The sequence below is a fragment of the Mycobacterium sp. IDUB_21 genome, assembly GCF_055419425.1.
The window spans coordinates 1-20,159 of the sequence record NZ_JBVAXQ010000024.1 but is presented as its reverse complement, the minus strand read 5'-3'; the positions used below and the strand labels follow the sequence as shown (position 1 = coordinate 20,159).

Sequence of the window (20,159 nt, the reverse complement as noted above, 5' to 3'; positions counted from 1 at the left end):
CGGGATACCTGCTTGCACGTCCCATAACTCGAATCCTCCCAAGATCGGGAGTCTCCGGACTTACCGGGACGGCTCACTGCGGCGTCCGGGTCGTGGGTTGTTGCCTTGGACAATCTGTCGACGATTCCGCCCTGGTTGTCGGATTCCCTGTGCCGTGCCGCCACAGGCGACGGCAACGTCAAACGGGCGTTGTACACGGACTCCGATCTCGCGGTGATCAAATTCCGGCGGTGCGTCATCATCAACGGCATCGACGTCGGCGCAGTGCGACCCGACCTCGCGGAGCGACTGGCGACAGTCGACCTGCGACGCATTGATCGCCACATGCGACAACCGGAAGCCACGATGCGACAACAGTGGCGCACGGCTCTACCAGGCATTTTGGGCGGGCTTCTTGATCTGGCCGCCGTGGTTCATCAACGGCTGGAAACCATTTCGGTCGACGTGTCGCCACGGATGGCGGACTTCAGTCGCACGCTGGCGGCCGTTGACGAGATTCTGTCGACCCATGGCTTCCGGCGTTACTTGTCACGCGCCAGTCAACTCTCCGAGGACAGCCTGTCCGCCGACCCGTTCATCGAACAGCTAAGGCTGCACATCCGGGAACCACTCATCGGAAAGTCCGGCGGCGACCTGCTGGCGACAGTCACGCCGACCGGCGACACCTGGCGCAGACCAAAGGAGTGGCCTCGGAACGGCCGGGATGTCACAGCCGTCCTGCGACGGCACGCACCTGCGCTCCGGAGTCTGGGTTGGGCGATCGAAGACGATGGCGCTCGAAATCATCGGAACGTGCTGCTGTGGACCATCTATCCGCCCTACAAAGATGTGTCGGCCAAACAACCCTCGCAATCCTCGCGTCCCTCGCGCATTTCGGCTCCGCGTGAGCTGTCGTCCTTTGTTCAAGATCTGCCGGCGCCCCGCCAGACCATCCCGAACAAGCATTCGGGCGACAATCTCGACGTCGAGGCCTCATGACCGCGCTCGTCGTCACGGCTGCGCCGGACCTTTCGGGCACAATCAGCACCACGTCCCTCTACGTGAGGAGTTGGTGTCCGTGAGCGCGCAATTCGAGGCGATCGCCCAGGCGGTCATCCACGACTGGCCTGACTACGGGTGGTCCGGCCGATTGGAGGCGGCCATCAAGCAGCTGTATCTGTCAGAACTTACTTATCCGGCAACATGGTCCAGCGACCGTTGCGAGGAGTTCGCAGAGAGCCACGCCGGCGACGACGCGCTCCTTCTCACCAGCTCACTGGACGACCTCATCGATACCGTCACAGATTGCTATGTGCGCGATCACGGAGTTCTCCCCCATCGTGACGATTCAGCTCTGTTACTTACAGCGGCGCGTCGGGACGTGCTCGACGAGCTGGAGCTCCGGTTCGCGGCTGGCCTACCTGCCGAGATCGCCGCGTTGACAGCCCACGGTGTTGGAAGGGCAAATGGCTCTCTGACGGCGTGCGGGCCGGCCCAACGGCGGCAGAGCAGCACACTGCGCCTAAGCCGTTCTTAGGTAGGTTCCGTTTTGCGGCGGCACCATCCGCTTCGAAATGGCCTTTCGCACTCCCGTGTCGACAGACGAGATGCGATCGAGCGGCGCATAGATCCCTTGAAGCCGCGTTCGCTATTTCCGGACCGGGGGCGCTGCCTCTCCTGCTCCTCATCTCTGACGATAGCGCCTACACTTGTCGGTAGGTGCATCTAAGGTGCATCTCTATGGACAGGACAGTATGACCATCGATCCACACACACTTCGCCCAGCTGAGGACGTTCCATTGGGGGGGCTGCCCTCGGCCGATCCGACCCTGCTCGGAAACGCTCCCCTCGAAGTCGCAGTGATCGAGATCCGGTATACCGCCCGTACCGACGAGATCACACCGGAGGTCGCCGCTGCTTTCCGGGACGACCTTGTGGAGAACACGGGGGTGGACTTCCCGAGCATTCAACCCACCGTTCAACAGCAGATGAGGATCGACTTCGGGGCCAACGGCGTTGCCCAGGTGGCAGCGGAGTCCAGTGGGTGGCAAATTGCTTCCGCGGACGGAGCACACGTCACGCTCATGCCCGACATCCTGATCATGCAGGTCAACCGCTACGAGCGGTGGCGTACCAGCATGAAGGCTCCGCTAACCGTTCTGGTCGAATCTCTCGGACGGTTAGTCAAGCCATCGTTGGTGCACCGCATCGGTCTGCGGTACGTCGACCGCTTCCATGACAGTGGGTTCAACTCTGCAGAGGCTTGGCGTGGCCGGATCGACGACACCCTTCTGGGCCCTGTGCTTAACCCAGTGTTCGGCGGCAGTGTTCGAGGTGCTCAACAGCAGGTGGAGATCCGGCTTGATGATCATCACGGCGCGTTGCTGCGGCATGGACCAGTTCGCGATGATTCGGGCAAGTGCGTGCAGTATCTACTCGATACGGACGTGTTCCGCCACTCCTCATTCACGTTCGACGTGCGAGAGGTCGTCATCTCAGCGGAGCGGCTGAACCGCACTTCGTTGTCACTTTTTCAGGCGTCGGTTACCGATACCTACCTGAAAGAGCTTCGAGAAGGGAGCGCGAAATGACGATCATGGAGCAGCAGCCGACCGGCTCCCGCGTGCTCCGGTCACCTTCCTGGGCCCGAGCACAAAAGGGCCTGTACCCGGCCCCTTGCGAGGACGGACTCTGGTCCAGCACGTTCGTGGAGATGAGTTCATCGCCGGGGTTGCGGGATGTCGTCGCGCATTTCTCTGGAGCCCTCGACCCGTGCGGATGGGATCAGGTTCGCGTCGAAGTTTTCAAGAGTCTCGACGGGCAGATGAACCTTCCGGGCTCGGCGCTGTGGTTGACGATGCCGTATACATTCATCGATACGGTGCTGTCCGACGAGCAACAGGTCGACGAGACGGTCGACGTTCTTGATGCCTTCGAACGAATCCGAGCCGAACTGGGCCTAACGCAGAAGGAGATGTTCAAGGCCACCGGCATCAACAAGCGCACGTTCCACTCGTGGGCGGCAAAGCCCCCCGCCAGCCGGCCCCGTGTAGCCAGCTTGGGTGGACTGTGGGAGTTGGCGGACGCCGTCGACGACCTCCGCAGCACACTGGACCAGCCGATGAACAGGTGGCTGCGTGCCGACAAGAAGCGAGCCTCCGCACTACTCGACGGCCGGTTCGACGACCTCGTTGACCTGGCTGTGGATCGGACGCCGTTCCCTCGGCGAGAGATCGGCACTTCGGTATACGAGGGGATCGCCGAACACGTCGAGACACCGATCATTCGAACCGGTGGTCCGGTGGTGACCGAGAACGTCGAGGACGGATTCGCCCGGTGACTATTGATCGACTCCTGCCGGAGCGATGGCCCCCGCACACGCTTCTCGCTCTGGAGCGGTGGCGGCAAGGGCATCTTCTCCCGATGGATCGCGGCGCATGGATCGTCCCAGCGTGGGTAGATGACCCTGTAACCGGAGAACCCGCTGCCGATGGAGCGTTGGGTGAGGTGCGTGCTCGGTCAGCACCATTGAGCGACAGCGGGTATGCCGCGGTGGTGTCACAGACCTGCGACATTGCGGGCGGTCCCGGGATGCGGCATCCGCTGGTGCAGGCATGCCCGGTACGCGACATCTCAGTCTTTTCGACGGAGAAGGTCCAGCAGATCAAAGACCATCAGCTCTCCGACTACGTCTGGCTAAGTGAGCCTCCGGTTCCTGGAGCGGTTTCGGCCGTGGACCTGCGCGCGATCGTTCCGGTCAGCAAGGGTTTGCTCGCTGCGCAGGAACCGGTCGTGGGGTTCGCCTCGATTGAGGACGAGCTCATTCTCGGACAGCGCCTTGCCAGCAAACTTGGCCGGCCTGCTGTGCACGATGCGCTTGCCGGTCCGGTATTCGAAGCTCTGCGCAAACTCATTTCGAAGGCGAAGAAGTCGCAGGACTGGTGCGATGACGTCGAACAGCTTCGTTTGGAGATCGTCGAGGGGACCACACTGTATCCGAAGCGTGTGCGACTACTCGTGCTGACAGACGTCCGCTTCGGACCGTCGGAGAAGAAACCGCTTCGCGACGAATGGAAGTCCCATCGGAAGTCATTGAACGCCGCCGGGATTACTTGGGAACCAATCCATTTCCTCACGGTCGACAAATGCCCCGTGCGACTCTATCGCGCGTCGGTACCCATCGAAGCGCCGACTCTCGAGCGCGGACGGTTTGCATAGACCCACTCGGGGTGTCCGCCTCACCAATCGCACAGCTGATTTCGGACAGGGTGGCCCCACGTACCTATCGAAGCACGCCGCGGTCCGCTCCCGGCCGGATCGCGGAGTCAGAAGGCAGGTTACGAGCGACTGCGCTCACTGGCGACGGATCCGCCCTAGGGCGCTCGGCAACGCCGATGCCGATGTTGCGCAGGACGCACATCGATTGCCTGGCGGGTTATCTGCCACGTGACCCAGGTTACGCAGCGCGCATCACGCGGGCACAACGGGCGTTGACGACCAGATGATCGATACGGTTGCTGAGCCGTTCAGGCGCGATACGGATAAACAGCTTTGGCGAGATCACGCGCCGCCGTCAGAGTCGCTCGGTCGAGGTCCTTGTGCCGTGCCCGTTCCGTGAGCCTCGCTAGCAGCGTGCACAGCGCCCGCTCGTCCCGGGAGGCAATGTCTGCGGCGTCGAGCGCGCTGACAGGGACAGGAGCCGGTGAATCTTCAGGCGTCAGGGCGAGGTCGGTCGCGGAACCGGCCCTCGGCACCTCGACGACGCGGATCGGCGTTCCGTGGCGCTCGGCAGCCATGCGTGCAGCAGATGAGTCGCGCCGACACGTGTCCGAGCAGTAGAGCCGGCGGCGTCCGCGACGTGGCCTGTCTTCAGGATCCATCATCAACACATCGCATCGCACGCACCGCGGCCACTCCGTGTCCACACGAGCGTCGCGCCATGCATCAGCGCGCGCAGCCGGTTGCTTCTTAACGGTTTTCGCCGCCTTGCTGCGCAGCAGCGCGCGTATCTCTCTGACATCAACACCGACCAGCTCGGCGATAGCCGCCAACGTCGCGCCACGTTCCCGCATGTCCTTGATCGATGCACAGGCTTCCGCGTAATAGCGGCTGCGCCTGCGCTGCGCCTCCGCCTCCGCTTGCTGGCGAGACTGCGCGACGCGACGGGCCTGCCATTCGTCCACATCCTGCAGGCGTCCGATCAACGCCCGAACGGCGGTCGCGTCATCGGCGTTGGCACGGTCCTGCTGCGCTCGCACTTCGTTCGCTCGGCGTTGCGCCTCGACGGCGCGACGACGCGCCTCCAGTTTCGACACAGCAGTCATGTCGACAACCTACGAAGCAACACGAGGTTTGGTCCACGACCACAGCCACATTCGTCTCAGTTCCGCGCGTCGCTCAGCGTCACTTCCGATGGCGCGCCCCGGCCGCTGTCGTCACTGCCGAGTAACCCGCCCCGCTTGCCACCAAGCCATCCCTGCCAGCCAGTTCCTCCAATTCCGACACACCTCTTGCACTCTGGGGCCAGCACGATCACTTTTCGTCGGACGATAAACACGCATCGATCCGCAATGCCATTGACGAAAGTGCTACGGGGTCTCAACGCGAGCAACCGCACTGCGAACGCTGAGGCGGTTCACGTCGCCTGGCCCGACATAGTCGTCGTGGGCATGCCTGCGATCTGCGTGCACGGCCCCTAGCGAGTGACGGCGAACATTTCGCCGGTGCCATCGCCGACGTGACTGGAGTGCAGAGGAAAGTTCGAAGACCAGCCAGACTGGGCGCAGTGAAACTCGTTGTGCTAGAGGGCTATGCGAGCGGTCGCCCTGCATGCAGACTGGCGGCCTTCACGCGCTTGGTCTCGCCATCGTCGCTCTTGCAGTGGGCGGCGAGAAAGCCATCGACGAGGTTCACGCAGTCGTCGTGAGTGATGGCGCGAATGCCGGTCATCCGGGCAAACGCCAGTGGGCCGACCAGTTGGCACAGCGCCAGTTCTCGGTCGAAGTTCTCCAACTCGGCTTGCGCCGTCGGGCTAGAGAGTTGGCGTCGAACGGTTGCCGGTACTGGTCGACGACTCGGGCCCGCAACGCGCCGGATGTGTGTCGATCATCGGCTTCGTTCGTCGGGCCGGTGGGACCAAGGGACAGCCATGCCAGCGTCGTGACATGCAGTGGCGCGTCGTTGAAAAGAGCGGCTTGGCGGCTTAGCAATTCGATCAACTGGTCACGCAGAGGGCCGCTGGTCGGTACCGGAGTCGTCACCTGGGGAAGCAAGCGTTCGAACGTGGCTGCGAGCAGGTGCGACGAACTTTGGAAATGGCGGTAAAGCGTGGTTCTGGCCACTTTGGACGCTTTGGTGACGGCATCGATCGTGACGGCTTCCACGCCGCCAGTGCTCAGAAGGGTCGCGGCTGCATCCAGCAGTCGATTTCGAGACCGGATTCGCCGCGGGTCCACGTCATCGTCAGGGACCGGCGCTGGCTGACTGTCGCTCACTCATTCACCTCGGCGGGTCAACTTCGGCGGCAATGCGTGGATCAGATTGAACGTGGACCGGACTGCCCTGGCGACATCGAGGCGGGCGAGCATTCCCGAATGATGCTGTCGAGGTTTTGCTGCACGCGCTCGGGAGCGATGCCAACCGATGGTGAATACAGCATGATGTGGTCGAGGACGCCGTCGTAGCGTCTCAGCTGTTCACGGACCTCGTGTGCCGTCCCCGCGACGCCCATGGTGTCGATCATCTCCTCGGACACCGCGGCGAACATCGCCGGGAAATCGCGCTGGGCGAATGCTTCCCGGATGGTTCGGCCTTCGCTGGCGAAGCCGTTCACATCAAGTACCGTCTCGTAGGATTTGACCGAGGAGTAGAACGCAATCTGCTGCGCCAGTTCGCGCCTGGCGACCTCGGCGTCGTCGTGGATGGCGCACATCACCATGGAAATAATTTCCACGTCATTGGGGTCGCGGCCGGTGTGCGCGGCACCCCTGGCGATAGCGGGCCGGACGATCTCCTCGACGTAGGTGGTGGTGAACAGGGGATGTCCGGCCAGGCCGTCGGCCACCCGCCCGGCCGCCTCGCACATCCGGGGCCGAACACCGGCAGTGACGATCGGGATCGCCCGGCTGGAGGGTCCCACGTCGCCGGTCGGGGTGAGACTCATTCTGTAGAAACGGCCCTCGTGATGGATCGGGCCTTCATGCAGGTTCCAGATCCGGCGCAGCAGCATCACGAGTTCTTCCATCCGCAGCGCGGGTGCGGAGGTGTCGGGCACGCCGTGCCAGTCGCTCATCATCCGTTTGGTGCCGTTGCCGATGCCCAGCACCAGTCGTCCGTTGGAGAGTTCGTCGAGGTCGCGCGCCTCGGTGGCCAGCACCAGGGGGCTTCGGCCGACGCCGTAGAGAATGGAGGAACCGATCCGGCAGTTCTGTGTGCAGTTGGCCATCGCTGCCATGGAGATCGATCCGGACCGGGAGTAGAACTCCGAGGCCCATACGGCGTCGAACCCGGCCGCGTCGGCGGCGTGTGCGGTCTGGGCCAGTGACTTCAAATCGGCGCCGAGAACCGACAGGCCGTAGGTGCTCATGACCGGTCTCCTGTGCGCGGGCGCGGGCCGTCGAATACGACGGCGCTGACCCGTGGCCGCCGTCTGGTGGAGGTGATCCTCGGCGACCAGGTACATGAGTGCGTTGATGATGTTTGCGTCGAGCGGGGTAAGAGACGTGGAACGCGCGCGGCCAGCCGTGCGCCACCTCCAAGGCTGGTGCTCAGCATCTTCCCTCCCTGGGTGACCGCACAATGCAGGGTGTCGAAGTCGCCTTCTGTATGGAACTAGTGAAGTGCGCCATCGTGACGACGACGAATAACCCTGAGGCGGACGCGACTAGCTGACCGGTAGTCTCCTCGCGCAATTCTGTCCGGACTTCGAGTTTCCGGCCGGTCTTGGACACGAGCTCCGCGCTGACCTCGTAGGGGACCCCCAGCAACACCGGCGCGTAGAACTCGGTATCGAACCTGCGGGTGACGGCCATCTCACCGACGACGTACAGCAACATGCCCACCATGTCGTCGAGTACGGTCATGACTGCGCCGCCATGTGCGATACCGGGTGCGCCGCGATGTCTGCCGTCGAAGATATGCCTGGCACCCACCCCGTCGCCATGCCGACGCGCTCGCAGGCGATGACCGTGCGGATTGTCTGTGCCGCAACCAAGGCACCACGGGTGGTGCGCATCAAGGTAGTCGCCGTCGGCGGCGACAGCACGATCCTGAAAGCTATGCCACCATGCGATGGCCGAATCTTCTTCCGCTTGCTCTTCGATGACGAAACCCTCCTAAATAGACCCTCGTAGCGCGTGGTTCACCACACGACTGAAGAATTGCGCCGGCGTCGACTGGGCTGATCGCCGGTAGATATGTATGTAGGACTCGTTAGCCCGCCGAGATCATCGCTGCGACACACCTTCCGATTAGGACACTGTCGGCTATCTGGTCCTGCCCGTAATCCCTTGGACTGCAGTGTATTCATAGCCGGCCAGATCGCGTCACAATGAACTGGCACACAGTCCGCAGCGCCTCACAACTCCTGGGAGAAGGCGTCACGCTGGGCTCCAGCGCCAGCCATGAGCGGGCCGTACCGGTGATGCAACTCTGTAACGATGTCGGTGAAGGGGAGATCGTGGTACCAACCGCGGTCGTTGAGGTACTCCATGTGTTGGCTTCCCCCACCGTCGTAGGCATGGAGGAGCGCATCGGTGTGGCCGTCGAAGTCGATCGGAGGTACACCGAATCGCGCGCAGAGCTCGGCATTGAACGCCGGAGTGGCCTTCACCCAGCGGTTGTTGAGTTGTAATTCGCTATATCCGTGGTAGACGAACACGTCGGTACCTCCCATCCGGGCACGCAATGTGGTGGTCTGCAGATGGTTGCGCACGTCCGCGAATCCGAGCCGGGCCGGAATGCCCGCCGCACGAGCTGCCGCGGTCAGCAGCACCGCCTTCGGTATGCAATACGCCCTCGACGCTGTCGCTACATAGCTCGCCCGATAATGCTCGGGATCGTCGTCGGTGCTATAGGGATCGTACCAAATCCTGTCCCGCACAGCGGTGAAGATCAACCTCGCCTTCTGCACAGGGTCACGAACGTCACCGACCGCGTCCTCGGTGAAGCGCTGTACATCGTCGTGCTGCCAATCGAGGAACCCAGTTGTCTCCAGGAAACTCGATTCGTTTGAAGTGTCGCTCACAGATAGCCTTTCAGATAAGCCTCGAGGCCGGTATCGACAGTGCCAACGGATCGACTGGCCGTTTCGAGGGCTTCGACGAGGCGTGTTTCGGAGTCCGGGATCGTCGCGGCGATTTTGGCCGCAGCGAGACTACGACTCCGTAGCGATGTGCCGGCATCGGTGGCTGCGGCCGCAAGCTCAGACCACGCTTGGGAAGCGTGTCGGGCCGCGGCCGCCGCTTCGGCTGCGGCGGCGTCCCCGAGGAGATCGGCGATATTCTGGCAACCTTGTGCTTGCAGCATACGAAAGAGCCCGCCACCGGTTCCGGCTTTCTCGATGAACGCCCCGAGCCCGAACAATGCCGCGGTCAGGGCGTCGTCATCAAACACCGTTGGCCAATGCCGTACGTCATCGGCGAACTCCTGCACACCCTTCAAACCGGAAGCCTCGACTTCAGCTGCCTCGATGCGCAGTAGCGGCGCACCTACGGCACCGCCGCGCATGAAAGCTGCGCTCGCGGCTAATGCAGTGGCGGCAATCGGCCCAAGGTCGGGCACTCGCTCCGGCCAGTCGACGTGATATGTGGTGTGCCGGGTCGGTGTAGGGAACCCTACCGAGGACCGCGCCCGGCGCAGGTCGTCATAAGCCACCGTTTGGGTGGTCTCGCGGTCATTATCGACCACATAGGCAACCCCTTGTTCGTCATCATATCCGGTGATGACGATGTCGTGACGGCTCATGTGCAATCGGACGCGCAGGTAAGGAAGTTCGCCGATGTCAGCCCAGACCATGACGGGTCGGCCCTTGTCGACTTCGTCGGTAACAAATGACCATCCCACGTCTGCGTCATCGGTCGATCGCACTACGCAGTTTGCACCAACTCGGGAGAGGTAGTCTTTTTCCAGGTCGCTTCCTCGTCCTACTAGGTAGATCTGGGGAAACAATTGCGTAGAGCGGACGTACGAGAAGTCCAAGGCTCCGCCGAGGGTGAAGACCAATCCTTCACTGAGTGTTTCTGTCCCCCATCCTAGTTGTGCCCATTCAGTAAGGTCACGCAGCGCACCGGAACCACAGTGCCCTCCTCTCCTGTGGGGATAGGGAATTTCAATCCTCGCCATCGCCGCTTCCTCTCTTGTCCAATAGCACTGTTAAGACTCATCGAAAGCTACGTTCCATCAAGGCGTCGCGGCTGGCGGTAGGTGCCAGAACTGGTCGACCGCAGCCAATCTCACCCGCGCAGCTCGACCGCCTATGACTATGGGAAACATTGCTTTCGATCGCTATCCCGCATCAAAGCGTCAACGGTGAGAGCCCCTGACCCGCAGCATCGCCATCGTTGTACTGAGCTCGCTTGGTGCCGTTTTGCGCTTCCCTGCTTTCGGTGCTCTGTCAGAATCGGATGAGTCCTCGGATGTTGCGGCCTGACCGCATGTCGTCGTAGCCCTCATTGATCTCATCGAGGGTGTACTCACGGGTGATCAGCTCGTCGAGTTTGAGTTGTCCGGAGTTGTAGAGTTCGACGAGCCGCGGGATGTCGTGGGCGGCGTTGGACGAGCCGTAGAGGGCACCGCGGATCTGCTTTTCATACAGCGTTAATTCCAGCAGCGAGCCCGACATCGACGTGTCTTCGGGGTGTCCGATCGCGGTAATGACCACACGGCCGCGTTTACCGACCAGTGATAGCGCCTCAGCGGTGTAGGCCCCTTCGGCGACGTCGGTGGTCAAGACGCAGACGTCGGCGAGTTTGCCACGGGTGATGTCGCTGATCAGTGACCAGGCCTCATCGATGGTGGCAACGGCATGCGTCGCGCCGAAACCGCCAGCTTGTTCGCGCTTGAACTCCACTGGGTCGACAGCCACGATGGTCAACGCGCCAGCGATGCGGGCGCCTTGGATCGCATTCATGCCGATGCCGCCGGCGCCGATCACGACCACGGTGTCCCCGGCGCGCACTTCACCGGTGCGTACCGCCGAGCCGTAACCGGTCGTGACACCGCAACCGATCAAGGCCGCCTTGTCCAACGGTGTCCCGTGGTCAACCTTGACCAAGGAGGCCTTCGGCACCACGGTGTATTCCGAGAACGTGCCCAGCAAGCACATCTGGCCGACATCCTCGCCGCGGGCATGGAAGCGGTAGGTGCCGTCGATCTGGGGTCCCATCATGATCGCCGCACCCATGTCGCACAGGTTTCCCATCCCGCGCGCGCAGTAAGAGCAGTGCCCGCAAGACGGCAGGAACGTCAGGATGACCGAATCGCCCTCGGCCAGGTCCTCGACACCTGCACCCACCTCGACCACGGTGCCGGCGCCTTCATGACCACCGACGACGGGCAGCGGAAACGGCAGATCGCCGGTCACCAGGTGTTCGTCTGAATGGCACAACCCGCTGGCGGTCAACCGGACCAGCACTTCATCCGCACCGGGCGGATCCAGCTCGATCTCATCAACCTCCCACTTCTCTCCCAAGCCCCAGAGCACGGCAGCGCGTGTTTTCATGTGTGTCCTCTCCTCAACGTCGGTGCTTCCGTAGCAGTGGATGGTTCACGCCAGCGTCTCGACGGCGAGCTCACCGTCGGCATGCTGGCGGCGCAGCTTCTTCTTGTCGAACTTGCCAGTAGACGTCAACGGAACGTCGGCGACGAACGCCCACCGTTCCGGTAGCCACCACTTGGCCACCCGCGCACGCAGGAACTCGGCCAGCTCCGCAGCGGTGGCGGTGCAGTCAGCGGCCAGGACCACCACTGCCAGCGGTCGTTCCTGCCACTTGTCGTCGGGCACTCCAATCACCGTGGCGGTGCGTACCGCAGGGTGAGCGGCCAACTCGTTCTCCAATTCCACCGAGGAGATCCACTCTCCTCCAGACTTGATCACGTCTTTGGCACGGTCGGTGAGAGTGATGAACGCATCGGCGCTGATCGTCCCGACATCCCCGGTGCACAACCACCCGTCCGGCGACACCGCCGGACTGTCATGCTCGTAATAGGACTGAGTGATCCACGGGCCGCGGATCTGAATCTCCCCAACCGCCTGTCCGTCCCAAGGTTGTTCTGCACCGCTGTCATCAACGATGCGCGCCTGCACACCGGCCACTACCCTGCCTTGGGTTCCCCGCAGGTAAAGGGACCTCTCCGGGGTTTCGGTGTTCCGCGGCAGAGCGACCGCAGCCAGCGGGGAGGTCTCAGTCATCCCCCAGGCCTGCACGATTCGGATGCCCAGTTCGTCATAGGCAGTCATCAACGACCTCGGAACCGCCGAACCACCGCACGCCACCATCTCCAGCGAACTCACGTCGTGGCCGGGATTGTCGCGCAGGTAGTGCAAGACATCGGTCCAGATCGTCGGCACAGCGCCCGCCATCGTGGGCCGGGCCGCCTCGATCATCTCCACCAAAGGCCCCGCCTGCAGGAAACGGTCAGGCAGCAGAAGCTGCGCCCCCGCCATCATCGCCGCATACGGCAACCCCCAGGCATTAGCGTGGAACATCGGAACGATCGCCAACACCGTGTCGTCATGACCGATGCCCAAGGCGTTCGAGGTGCACGCCGATTGAGAGTGCAACCACGTCGAACGGTGGCTGTAGACAACGCCTTTCGGGTGCCCGGTAGTACCGCTCGTATAGCACATCGCTGCGGCCGACTGCTCGTCGACGTCGGGCCAGTCGAACGTGCTCGGCTGGGCTGCCACCACATCGTCGTAGCGAAGGACGTCCTTTCCGCAGCCCTGCACTGCGGTAAGATCACCCGTGCCGGTCACCAGCACCGTGCGCACCGAGGTCATCGACGGCAACGCCGCCGCCAACAGGTTCAGCACCGTACCGTCGACGATGATCACCTGATCTTCGGCATGATTGGCGATCCACGTCAGCTGTTCAGGTGGCAGCCGCAGATTCAACGTATGTAGCACCGCACCCATCGACGGCACCGCCGCGTAACAGTCCAGGTGCTCCTGGTTGCTCCACTGCAGCGTCGCGACACGCTCGTCTCCACAAATGCCTATCTCGCGCAACGCATTCGCCAACCGCGCCGCACGCTGCCCCAACTCATGATACGACACCCCAGAGATCTGTTGGGGTCCGCGTGCGGTCAACACCTCGCGATCGCCATGGACTGCCGCAGCATGGGCCACGATCGCGGGCACCGTCAACGCAACGTCCTGCATCGTGCTCCTCATCGAGAGCCCGCCCGACAACCCTTGATGAGGCGACGGTCACGCATCGATGAGGTCCTGCCGATCCTGACTCTGCAGCATCAACCGGTACTCGGGGAACAGATTCTTGGCCTGCGGAATCAACTTGATCAACTTCGGCACCGGGCCCTTTGCCCGCACCGTCCCCTTGGCCATCGCCATCGTCAGGTTCACCTTGCCCAGCCAGAACTTGTTTCCAGTGTCCGCCGACATGAACAACTCCACGTTGGGCACCGCGGTACTGGCCGCTCCGGTCTCCACCACCTTCTTCGGCATGTCCACCGTTACCACCGCGTCCGGATCGGTGTAGTGCACCCGTAACACCACACCCGAATTTGCGAGCTTGTCCGCCAGTCCCTCCTTCTCCAAGCCCCGTTGAAAGATCCCACCCAAGAAGGCATAGACCTCGTCCTCGTCCTTGAATACCGCCACCGTCAATCTCCACCAATCTCGTTGTCAGAACAGAACAGTCGCGAGCATCGACTCAAGACGATGCTCCCTCCGCAAAAATCGTCACGCCTGTTGGCGACCTCCACTAGCTTCTGATGCGCTGCGGTAACACCGCCGAGGTGCCCGGCGGCATCCGCTAGCCAGTCCCCGGCCAGCGGAGTTGGATGGCGGTTCTCGCTGACGTTCGTCTCCGAGACACGCGTCGCAATCGCAGTCGCCGTCCCATCGCCCATGCAGCCATGACCTCAGACCGAGCCGGCGAGCATGAGTTCGGCCCGTTCGACGGGGACCTGCTGCGTAATGACCCGCTTGCTGAACATGAAGTCGCGGGGGCGATTGATGCAGTCGGCGGCGATGAGCTCGCCGGCACGCAGGTAGAAGCAGGTGAAGTCGCGGTCGCGGGTCGGGTCGCCGCTGAGGACCACCTCGTCGTACCCGGTGTTGAGACCCGCGATCTGGAGCTTGAGGTCGTATTGATCTGACCAAAACCAAGGCAGCGCTGATATCTTCTTGGACTTCCCGCACAAAGTCGCCGCCGCGACTTTGGCCTGCTCGGCCGCACTGGGCACGGACTCCAGACGTATACGGCGGCCGTAACGAGCCATGTCGTGGCTGACGCAGTCCCCGGCGGCCACGATGGCGGAGTCGCTGGTCTGGGCTTGGTCGTCGATCACGACGCCGTTGTCGACGACCAAGCCCGCGGCAGCGGCGAGCTCGGTGTTCGGCTCAACGCCGATGCCGACAATGACGAGGTCGGCGGAAATCGATTCGCCACCGGCCAGGACTACTTCGCCGACTTTGCCGTCGCCAGACAGAGCCTCGACCCGCGCGCCCGTCTGGATGTTGACGCCCGCCTCCCGGTGGATCCGGTCGAAGAACGCCGATACCTCGGGCGCGGTGACCCGTTCGAGGACGCGCTCCGTCGCCTCAATCACGGTGACCTCCAGACCCAGTGCACGCAACGAGGCGGCCGTCTCCAGTCCGATGTAGCCGCCGCCGACGATCACAGCCCGACTCCCGGGGCTGGTGGCCTCGCGGATCATCTCGACGTCCGCGGCGGTGCGTAGGTAGAAGACTCCGGCCAGGTCGGCGCCCGGGGTAGGGAGCCGACGAGGGCGGGCGCCAGTGCACAGCGCGAGCTTGTCGTAGGGCAATGCGTCGCCGGTGTTCAGCGAGAGCTGACCCGCCGAGCGGTCGATCGCCTCCACCGTCGCATCCAGGAGTTGGATTCGCTGCTTGGTGTAGAACTCGGCGTTGCGGATCGCGAGCTCGTCGACTGTGCACTTCCCGGCCAGATATGCCTTCGACAGCGGAGGGCGTTGGTAGGGCAGCGCCGCCTCGTCGCCGATGAGGACGATCTCACCGGTCCACCCTTCCTGGCGCAGACTGGCCGCGAGTTGGGCCCCGGCATGGCTGGCCCCGACGATGAGCGTCCGCTCCAACGTCATGTGGCGGATTTCGGGGTGAGTCGGACCATCATCTTGCTGATACCCCTCACGAAGTTGGACTGCACGTACTCGGGTTCGCCGACGACCTCGATGTTGTCGAAGCGCGGAAGCAGCTCCTCCCAGAGAATCCGCAGCTGCATCTCGGCCAGCCGGTTGCCCATACAGCGGTGGATGCCAAAGCCGAAGGAGATGTGGTTGCGGGCGTTGGCCCGGTCGATGATCAAGTCGTCGGGTCGATCGAACACGCGCTCGTCGCGGTTGCCCGACGCGTACCACATCACGACCTTGTCGCCCTTGCGAATGAACTGCCCGTTCAGCATAGTGTCCGCCTTGGCGATCCGGCGCATATAGGCCAACGGTGTCTGCCACCGGATGACCTCCGAGACCATGTTGGGGATCAGGTCGGGGTTTGCCTTCAGCTTCTCGAACTGATCTGGGTACCGGTTCAACGCGAGAACACCGCCGCTCATCGAGTTCCGGGTGGTGTCGTTGCCTCCGACGATCAGCAGCACAAGGTTGCCCAAGAACTCCATCGGTCGTTTGATCAGATCCTTGGTGCTCTCGTTGCTCTGCAGCATGGTGATCAGATCGAAGCCGGGTTCCTCTCCGGCAGCTGTCCGGGCCGCCTTGTCGTGCCAGTGCTCGCTGAGACCTCGCGCCATGTCGCGCATGCCTGCGAACGTCTCGTCAAGGTCCGAGGGACCGCCATTGGCTTGCTCCATCGAGGTTGCCAGATCTGACCACTCGACGAGTTTGCGACGCTGCTCGTACGGGAAGTCCAGGAGGGTTGCAAGCATCCGCGCGGTCAACTCGATCGAGACATTCTGCACCCAGTCGAACGGCCGATCCACGGGCAGGTTGTCCAGCACCTCCTGCACGCGTGATCGAATCAGACCCTCCATCTCACGCAGGTTCTTGGGCGCGACCACCCCTTGGACAGCGGCCCGCTGCCTGTCGTGGCGTGGCGGATCCATCGCGATGAACATCGCGACATCAAGGAAACGAGGCGGGGCCCCGATGATGATGAAGGGCTCGGAGGAGAAGACCTCATGGTTCTTCTCGACGGCCACGATGTCGGCATGCCGCATGACGGACCAGAACGGACCGAACGGACTGTTGGGCTGATAGTGGACCGGAGCTTCGTTGCGCAGGCGCTCGTAGTATGACTGCCAGCGCCCCTGACGATAGAGGAAAGGATTGCTGAGATCGATGTCGGCGAGTTCGACGTCCTCGACCGGTGGGATGGGGCTCTCGGCGAAGAGCCTTTTCCCGTTCGTTCCGGTCACCAAACGCCGGGTCTTGTCATACAGGTGTGCGCCTTGAATCTGCAGGTCCATCGGGATGGTCGCCTGAACTTTCTCGGTGATTGCTTCAGAAACCTTCATTACGTCTTATCCGTCTCTCTCGTCGCTACAGTTGGAACTCGGGCAGATGGACGATCAAGCCGTCCCACGCCTCAGAGACCTGCATCTGGCAGGACAGCCGAGAGGTCGGCTGACGCTCGGGGTTCATCGCGAGCATCTCCTCTTCAACGGCGCCGGAGAGGCCGACCCGATCGGACCACTGCGGATCGACGATCACATGGCAGGTACCGCACGCCGCTTCGCCTCCGCAGTCGCCGTCGATGCCAGGCACTGCATTGTTGGTCGCGACCTGCATGAGTGACTGGCCTTCATCGAGAGGCACCTGGTGCTTGTCGCCGTCGTGGGAGACAAAAGTGACAACGGCCATTACCGACTCCTCTTAAGTTGCCCTGAATGTGAATACTTGTTAACAGGATTGTCCAATCCGAGCGCTTCCGCTATGTTTGCGCGGATCAGGAACTTGTGGATTGGGCTCAGGGGGCACGATCGGTGAAGTTCAGCAACGCCGGTGTGCCTCCGGTCGCGTTCGTGCAAATGCTGGAGAGCCAGGCACTCGACCCGGACGCCGTCGCGCGGCTTCGCACCATCATGGCGCGCGAGGGAACCGACGAGGCGACGCTGATGCAGCACGATGTCCAGGCCCCGTTACGGTGGTTCCGGGAGGTCTACCCCGATCTCGACGTCGACCAGGCAACCCTGCTCGGCTTCGCGTTCGCCGGACAGGCACAGTTGACATCCTTCGGCCCGTTGAGCGTCCCGCTGGTCAGCGCGGGCTCGGTAGCCGAGATCGTCGAGCTGCTCACCTATCTACCGTTGATCACCACGGCGATCAATGCACAATTCCGTCCAAACGACCAAGGTCTCACCGTCGGGCTCTGGGGGCACACAGGCGATCGGGCCCTGGACTGCTTAGCAGTCACATATACCGGCTCGGCGTTGTTACGACTGCTGGACATGCTCGTCAGTGACACGCTGACCGTCACGCTCCACTTGAGTTGGTCAGCGCCGGTCTCCCTGAACAAACTCGCGGCAGAGATGGTACTAGCCGGGCGTCTGTTCTTTGACGCACCGATGTCCTACCTTCATGTTCCCGTCAACGCGCTCGATGATGTGTTGCGGTTCTCCGATCCCCTTGCGTATCGACTCGCCGTCGCCGAGCTGAGGCGAACCCTCGACGAGCAGAGCGGAGCCACGTCCTTCTCCAAGAAGGTGAGACGGTTGTTGGACGAGGATCCCGGACAGCGAAGTTGCCAGCGGGTCGCAGACGAACTCTCGGTATCCACCAGCACACTCAAACGCCGGCTCGCCGAAGAGGGCACCACCTTTCGCGAGTTGCGCCAGTCGTGTCTGCGGGAGAGGGCGATGATGCTGTTAATCACCCGATCAATGTCGGCAAGCCAGATCGCGACCGAGCTCGGATACGGCGATCTTGCTAACTTCTCACACGCCTTCAAGCGATGGACCGGCCGCTCTCCGAGCGAGTACCGACGCTCACAACGCTGAGGATGTCCCCGCACGCCCGGAGATAGCCGGTCATGGGTAGCTTCTTCTTCTGAAAAGAAGTAACCGGTGCTTAAGAATCAGCCACGACGTCACCGAACGGCCGTGGAGGCCGCTGACCGAAGTCGAGTGAGTCATCAGTAGCAGGCCAAACCGTGCCCGACACGGCGACTGAACGGCAGAGCCGGGCGCTGGTGTGAATAGTCATTCGCTATTGTCGATACATGCCAGCGAAGACAGTCCGCACCGAACTCACCTCGGGCGCCATCGAAGGATTCACGCGGGACGGCGTCAATCGCTGGCGTTCCATTCCCTACGCCAAGCCACCAGTCGGCGCGCTGCGGTTCAAGGCTCCCCAGCCGGTCGAAGCGTGGGACGGCGTCCGACCCTGCCACCGATTCCGCTACTGCGCTCCACAGCCCCGCCGATACACCATCGTCGGTCCGGGCAAGTTCCAGCCCATGAGCGAGGACTGCCTCACCCTCAATGTCGTTGCACCCGACGGCGGCTCGGACCGACCTCTGCCCGTGATGTTCTTCATTCACGGCGGGGCGTATTTCCTAGGCAGTTCCGCGACACCGATCTATGATGGCGCGTCGCTTGCCCGCAGCGGTTGCGTGTACGTATCGGCAAACTACCGCCTCGGCGCGCTAGGGGCTGTCGACCTGTCGTCGCTGTCCACCGCAGACATCCATATTGACGACAACCTCTACTTGCGTGACCTCGTGTCGGCGCTCAGGTGGGTACGCGAGAACATCGCGGCATTCGGCGGCGATCCCGATAACGTGACGATCTTCGGAGAGAGCGCGGGCGCGCACGCCGTTACCACTTTGCTGGCCGTGCCAGCGGCTAAAGGGCTTTTCGCACAGGCTATCTCACAAAGTCCGGCCGGCGCGCTATCCCGCTCCCAGGAGCTGGCCGCGGAGTTCGCCGCCAAGTTCGCATCCATTCTCTGCGCCGACGAGCGGGAGCCCGCCCGCCTCCTGTTGGCGGCGCGTCCGACTCAACTGGTGAATGCATTCGATCGCTTGCTCACCACGAGTGCATCGGACCTTGCTGGCGGTTACCCGGTGGGATGCACATTCGGAACCGACTATCTACCGTCCGAGCCCATTCAAGCGATGCGCGACGGCAAGGCGTACCGTGTGCCGCTGATCGTCGGTACGAACGCCGACGAGGGCCGGTTGTTCACTCGCTTCCTCAAACTCCTCCCGACGAACGAAGCCAAGATCGAAGCGTTACTAGCGGGAGCGGAACCCACCTGTCGCGAGCGAATTACTGCTGCCTATCCCGAATATCCGGCCCCCGATGCCTGTATCCGACTGGGGGCCGACTTCACATTCGGATCGACACTGTGGCAGCTCGCGGATTCCCACAGTCGGCACGCCCCCACATATCTGTACCGCTATGACTTCGCCCCGCGAACTCTGCAATGGGCCGGGCTGGGTGCCACCCATGCGACGGAGCTTCTTGCGGTGTTCGACGCCTACCGCACGCCGCTCGGTCGGCTACTCAGCGCCGGAGCCGATCGCCGCTCGGCCCTACGCGTGAGCGACGACATGCAAGGGCGCTGGGATGCTTTCGCACGCACCGGAGTTCCAGGAGACGGCTGGCCGCGCTACACCAGCGACGCCCGTCCGGTCCTGGTCTTCGATCGCGCTTGGCGGGTAGAGAACGATCCCCATGCCGACCGCCGGCAAGCATGGGAAGGCTTTCAAGTCCTCGGACGCTGACGAGCGGTTCCCTGCGGCGACTCATGCGTTCACAGCATTTGGCACCGATTGTTTCTGGGAGCCAAGGGTGAAACGGTGGCAAGGAGCACCTCCGGCGTGCCAATCCCAAAAGGCCGAAGAGGGCCACATTCTTGCCGAGGACTTGACGTACGAATGCAACCCCGTGTTGAGGCCTTGGGATCCGATCTCGTCAATCGCTCTGTCGACGGCACGTGAAAACTGACCCCGGTGCGGCAACTGAATTTTGACCCCCTGACCCGGTGTCCTGGCTCTAGTC

At 62.7% G+C, this 20,159-nt stretch carries 19 protein-coding genes and 1 pseudogene; 8 read left to right on the top strand and 12 right to left on the bottom strand.

Going from position 1 to position 20,159, the window contains the following annotated elements; translation table 11 throughout:
- The first annotated feature begins 105 nt into the window (after window positions 1-105).
- From ACZYY4_RS22870 to ACZYY4_RS22850, 5 genes are all read left to right on the top strand, one after another.
- Window positions 106-978: a hypothetical protein gene (locus ACZYY4_RS22870; protein WP_463812314.1), complete on the top strand. Its 873-nt coding sequence runs from the start codon at window positions 106-108 to the stop codon at window positions 976-978.
- Between the two features lie 79 nt (window positions 979-1,057).
- Window positions 1,058-1,516, top strand: a complete 459-nt coding sequence (locus ACZYY4_RS22865; protein WP_085095074.1) for a hypothetical protein — start codon at window positions 1,058-1,060, stop codon at window positions 1,514-1,516.
- Between the two features lie 217 nt (window positions 1,517-1,733).
- Window positions 1,734-2,570 (top strand): TIGR04255 family protein, encoded by an 837-nt coding sequence (locus ACZYY4_RS22860; protein WP_131630695.1) that lies wholly within the window; start codon window positions 1,734-1,736, stop codon window positions 2,568-2,570.
- A gap of 122 nt (window positions 2,571-2,692) precedes the next feature.
- Complete coding sequence (locus ACZYY4_RS22855; RefSeq protein ID WP_133052440.1) at window positions 2,693-3,319, top strand: helix-turn-helix domain-containing protein; 627 nt, start codon at window positions 2,693-2,695, stop codon at window positions 3,317-3,319.
- 188 nt (window positions 3,320-3,507) lie between these two features.
- Complete coding sequence (locus tag ACZYY4_RS22850; RefSeq protein WP_085095076.1) at window positions 3,508-4,197, top strand: hypothetical protein; 690 nt, start codon at window positions 3,508-3,510, stop codon at window positions 4,195-4,197.
- A gap of 308 nt (window positions 4,198-4,505) precedes the next feature.
- Here ACZYY4_RS22850 and ACZYY4_RS22845 read toward each other — a convergent pair whose 3' ends face one another.
- From ACZYY4_RS22845 to ACZYY4_RS22830, 4 genes and pseudogenes are all read right to left on the bottom strand, one after another.
- Window positions 4,506-5,303 carry a hypothetical protein gene (locus ACZYY4_RS22845; RefSeq protein WP_043985058.1) on the bottom strand — a complete coding sequence of 266 codons (798 nt, stop codon included), beginning with the start codon at window positions 5,301-5,303 and terminating at the stop codon, window positions 4,506-4,508.
- A gap of 484 nt (window positions 5,304-5,787) precedes the next feature.
- Window positions 5,788-6,473, bottom strand: a pseudogene (locus ACZYY4_RS22840) (TetR/AcrR family transcriptional regulator).
- 41 nt (window positions 6,474-6,514) lie between these two features.
- The gene (locus ACZYY4_RS22835) at window positions 6,515-7,564 is read right to left on the bottom strand and encodes an LLM class flavin-dependent oxidoreductase (protein WP_463812315.1); all 1,050 of its coding nucleotides are present in this window, start codon (window positions 7,562-7,564) and stop codon (window positions 6,515-6,517) included.
- A 181-nt stretch (window positions 7,565-7,745) separates the two neighbouring features.
- A complete protein-coding gene (locus tag ACZYY4_RS22830) occupies window positions 7,746-8,129 on the bottom strand; it encodes a PaaI family thioesterase (RefSeq protein WP_078281697.1) in 384 nt (127 codons plus the stop codon).
- Here ACZYY4_RS22830 and ACZYY4_RS22825 point away from each other — a divergent pair.
- Complete coding sequence (locus ACZYY4_RS22825; protein WP_162291742.1) at window positions 8,097-8,330, top strand: hypothetical protein; 234 nt, start codon at window positions 8,097-8,099, stop codon at window positions 8,328-8,330. The genes ACZYY4_RS22830 and ACZYY4_RS22825 overlap by 33 nt on opposite strands.
- A 224-nt stretch (window positions 8,331-8,554) precedes the next feature.
- On the opposite strand, the gene ACZYY4_RS22820 is transcribed toward ACZYY4_RS22825, so the two are convergent.
- From ACZYY4_RS22820 to ACZYY4_RS22785, 8 genes are all read right to left on the bottom strand, one after another.
- Complete coding sequence (locus ACZYY4_RS22820; protein ID WP_043985051.1) at window positions 8,555-9,223, bottom strand: transglutaminase-like domain-containing protein; 669 nt, start codon at window positions 9,221-9,223, stop codon at window positions 8,555-8,557.
- Complete coding sequence (locus ACZYY4_RS22815; RefSeq protein ID WP_067992202.1) at window positions 9,220-10,320, bottom strand: BtrH N-terminal domain-containing protein; 1,101 nt, start codon at window positions 10,318-10,320, stop codon at window positions 9,220-9,222. The genes ACZYY4_RS22820 and ACZYY4_RS22815 overlap by 4 nt, the downstream gene beginning before the upstream one ends.
- Window positions 10,321-10,591: 271 nt before the next feature.
- Window positions 10,592-11,698 (bottom strand): NDMA-dependent alcohol dehydrogenase, encoded by a 1,107-nt coding sequence (locus ACZYY4_RS22810; protein ID WP_463812313.1) that lies wholly within the window; start codon window positions 11,696-11,698, stop codon window positions 10,592-10,594.
- A gap of 45 nt (window positions 11,699-11,743) precedes the next feature.
- Complete coding sequence (locus tag ACZYY4_RS22805) at window positions 11,744-13,372, bottom strand: fatty acid--CoA ligase (protein WP_463812312.1); 1,629 nt, start codon at window positions 13,370-13,372, stop codon at window positions 11,744-11,746.
- Between the two features lie 36 nt (window positions 13,373-13,408).
- Window positions 13,409-13,819: an SCP2 sterol-binding domain-containing protein gene (locus ACZYY4_RS22800; RefSeq protein ID WP_067992196.1), complete on the bottom strand. Its 411-nt coding sequence runs from the start codon at window positions 13,817-13,819 to the stop codon at window positions 13,409-13,411.
- A 263-nt stretch (window positions 13,820-14,082) separates the two neighbouring features.
- The gene (locus ACZYY4_RS22795; protein WP_463812310.1) at window positions 14,083-15,285 is read right to left on the bottom strand and encodes an NAD(P)/FAD-dependent oxidoreductase; all 1,203 of its coding nucleotides are present in this window, start codon (window positions 15,283-15,285) and stop codon (window positions 14,083-14,085) included.
- Window positions 15,282-16,670 (bottom strand): cytochrome P450, encoded by a 1,389-nt coding sequence (locus tag ACZYY4_RS22790; RefSeq protein ID WP_079626717.1) that lies wholly within the window; start codon window positions 16,668-16,670, stop codon window positions 15,282-15,284. The genes ACZYY4_RS22795 and ACZYY4_RS22790 overlap by 4 nt, the downstream gene beginning before the upstream one ends.
- A 25-nt stretch (window positions 16,671-16,695) precedes the next feature.
- Entirely contained in the window at window positions 16,696-17,016 is a 321-nt protein-coding gene (locus ACZYY4_RS22785) for a 2Fe-2S iron-sulfur cluster-binding protein (RefSeq protein WP_079626716.1), read from the bottom strand.
- Between the two features lie 122 nt (window positions 17,017-17,138).
- Between ACZYY4_RS22785 and ACZYY4_RS22780 the strand changes: the two genes are divergently transcribed.
- Entirely contained in the window at window positions 17,139-18,152 is a 1,014-nt protein-coding gene (locus ACZYY4_RS22780; RefSeq protein WP_463812309.1) for a helix-turn-helix domain-containing protein, read from the top strand.
- Window positions 18,153-18,373: 221 nt separating this feature from the next.
- Window positions 18,374-19,882, top strand: coding sequence for a carboxylesterase/lipase family protein (locus ACZYY4_RS22775; protein ID WP_463812308.1), 1,509 nt, complete (start codon window positions 18,374-18,376; stop codon window positions 19,880-19,882).
- Window positions 19,883-20,159 lie beyond the last annotated feature (277 nt).

Coding starts and splice junctions, on each gene's coding strand:
- ACZYY4_RS22775 (WP_463812308.1), top strand. CDS start 18,374: ATGCCAGCGAAGACAGTCCGCACCGAACTCACCTCGGGCGCCATCGAA.
- ACZYY4_RS22845 (WP_043985058.1), bottom strand. CDS start 5,303: ATGACTGCTGTGTCGAAACTGGAGGCGCGTCGTCGCGCCGTCGAGGCG.
- ACZYY4_RS22790 (WP_079626717.1), bottom strand. CDS start 16,670: ATGAAGGTTTCTGAAGCAATCACCGAGAAAGTTCAGGCGACCATCCCG.
- ACZYY4_RS22855 (WP_133052440.1), top strand. CDS start 2,693: ATGAGTTCATCGCCGGGGTTGCGGGATGTCGTCGCGCATTTCTCTGGA.
- ACZYY4_RS22795 (WP_463812310.1), bottom strand. CDS start 15,285: ATGACGTTGGAGCGGACGCTCATCGTCGGGGCCAGCCATGCCGGGGCC.
- ACZYY4_RS22805 (WP_463812312.1), bottom strand. CDS start 13,372: ATGAGGAGCACGATGCAGGACGTTGCGTTGACGGTGCCCGCGATCGTG.
- ACZYY4_RS22815 (WP_067992202.1), bottom strand. CDS start 10,320: ATGGCGAGGATTGAAATTCCCTATCCCCACAGGAGAGGAGGGCACTGT.
- ACZYY4_RS22825 (WP_162291742.1), top strand. CDS start 8,097: ATGTCTGCCGTCGAAGATATGCCTGGCACCCACCCCGTCGCCATGCCG.
- ACZYY4_RS22860 (WP_131630695.1), top strand. CDS start 1,734: ATGACCATCGATCCACACACACTTCGCCCAGCTGAGGACGTTCCATTG.
- ACZYY4_RS22835 (WP_463812315.1), bottom strand. CDS start 7,564: ATGAGCACCTACGGCCTGTCGGTTCTCGGCGCCGATTTGAAGTCACTG.
- ACZYY4_RS22810 (WP_463812313.1), bottom strand. CDS start 11,698: ATGAAAACACGCGCTGCCGTGCTCTGGGGCTTGGGAGAGAAGTGGGAG.
- ACZYY4_RS22785 (WP_079626716.1), bottom strand. CDS start 17,016: ATGGCCGTTGTCACTTTTGTCTCCCACGACGGCGACAAGCACCAGGTG.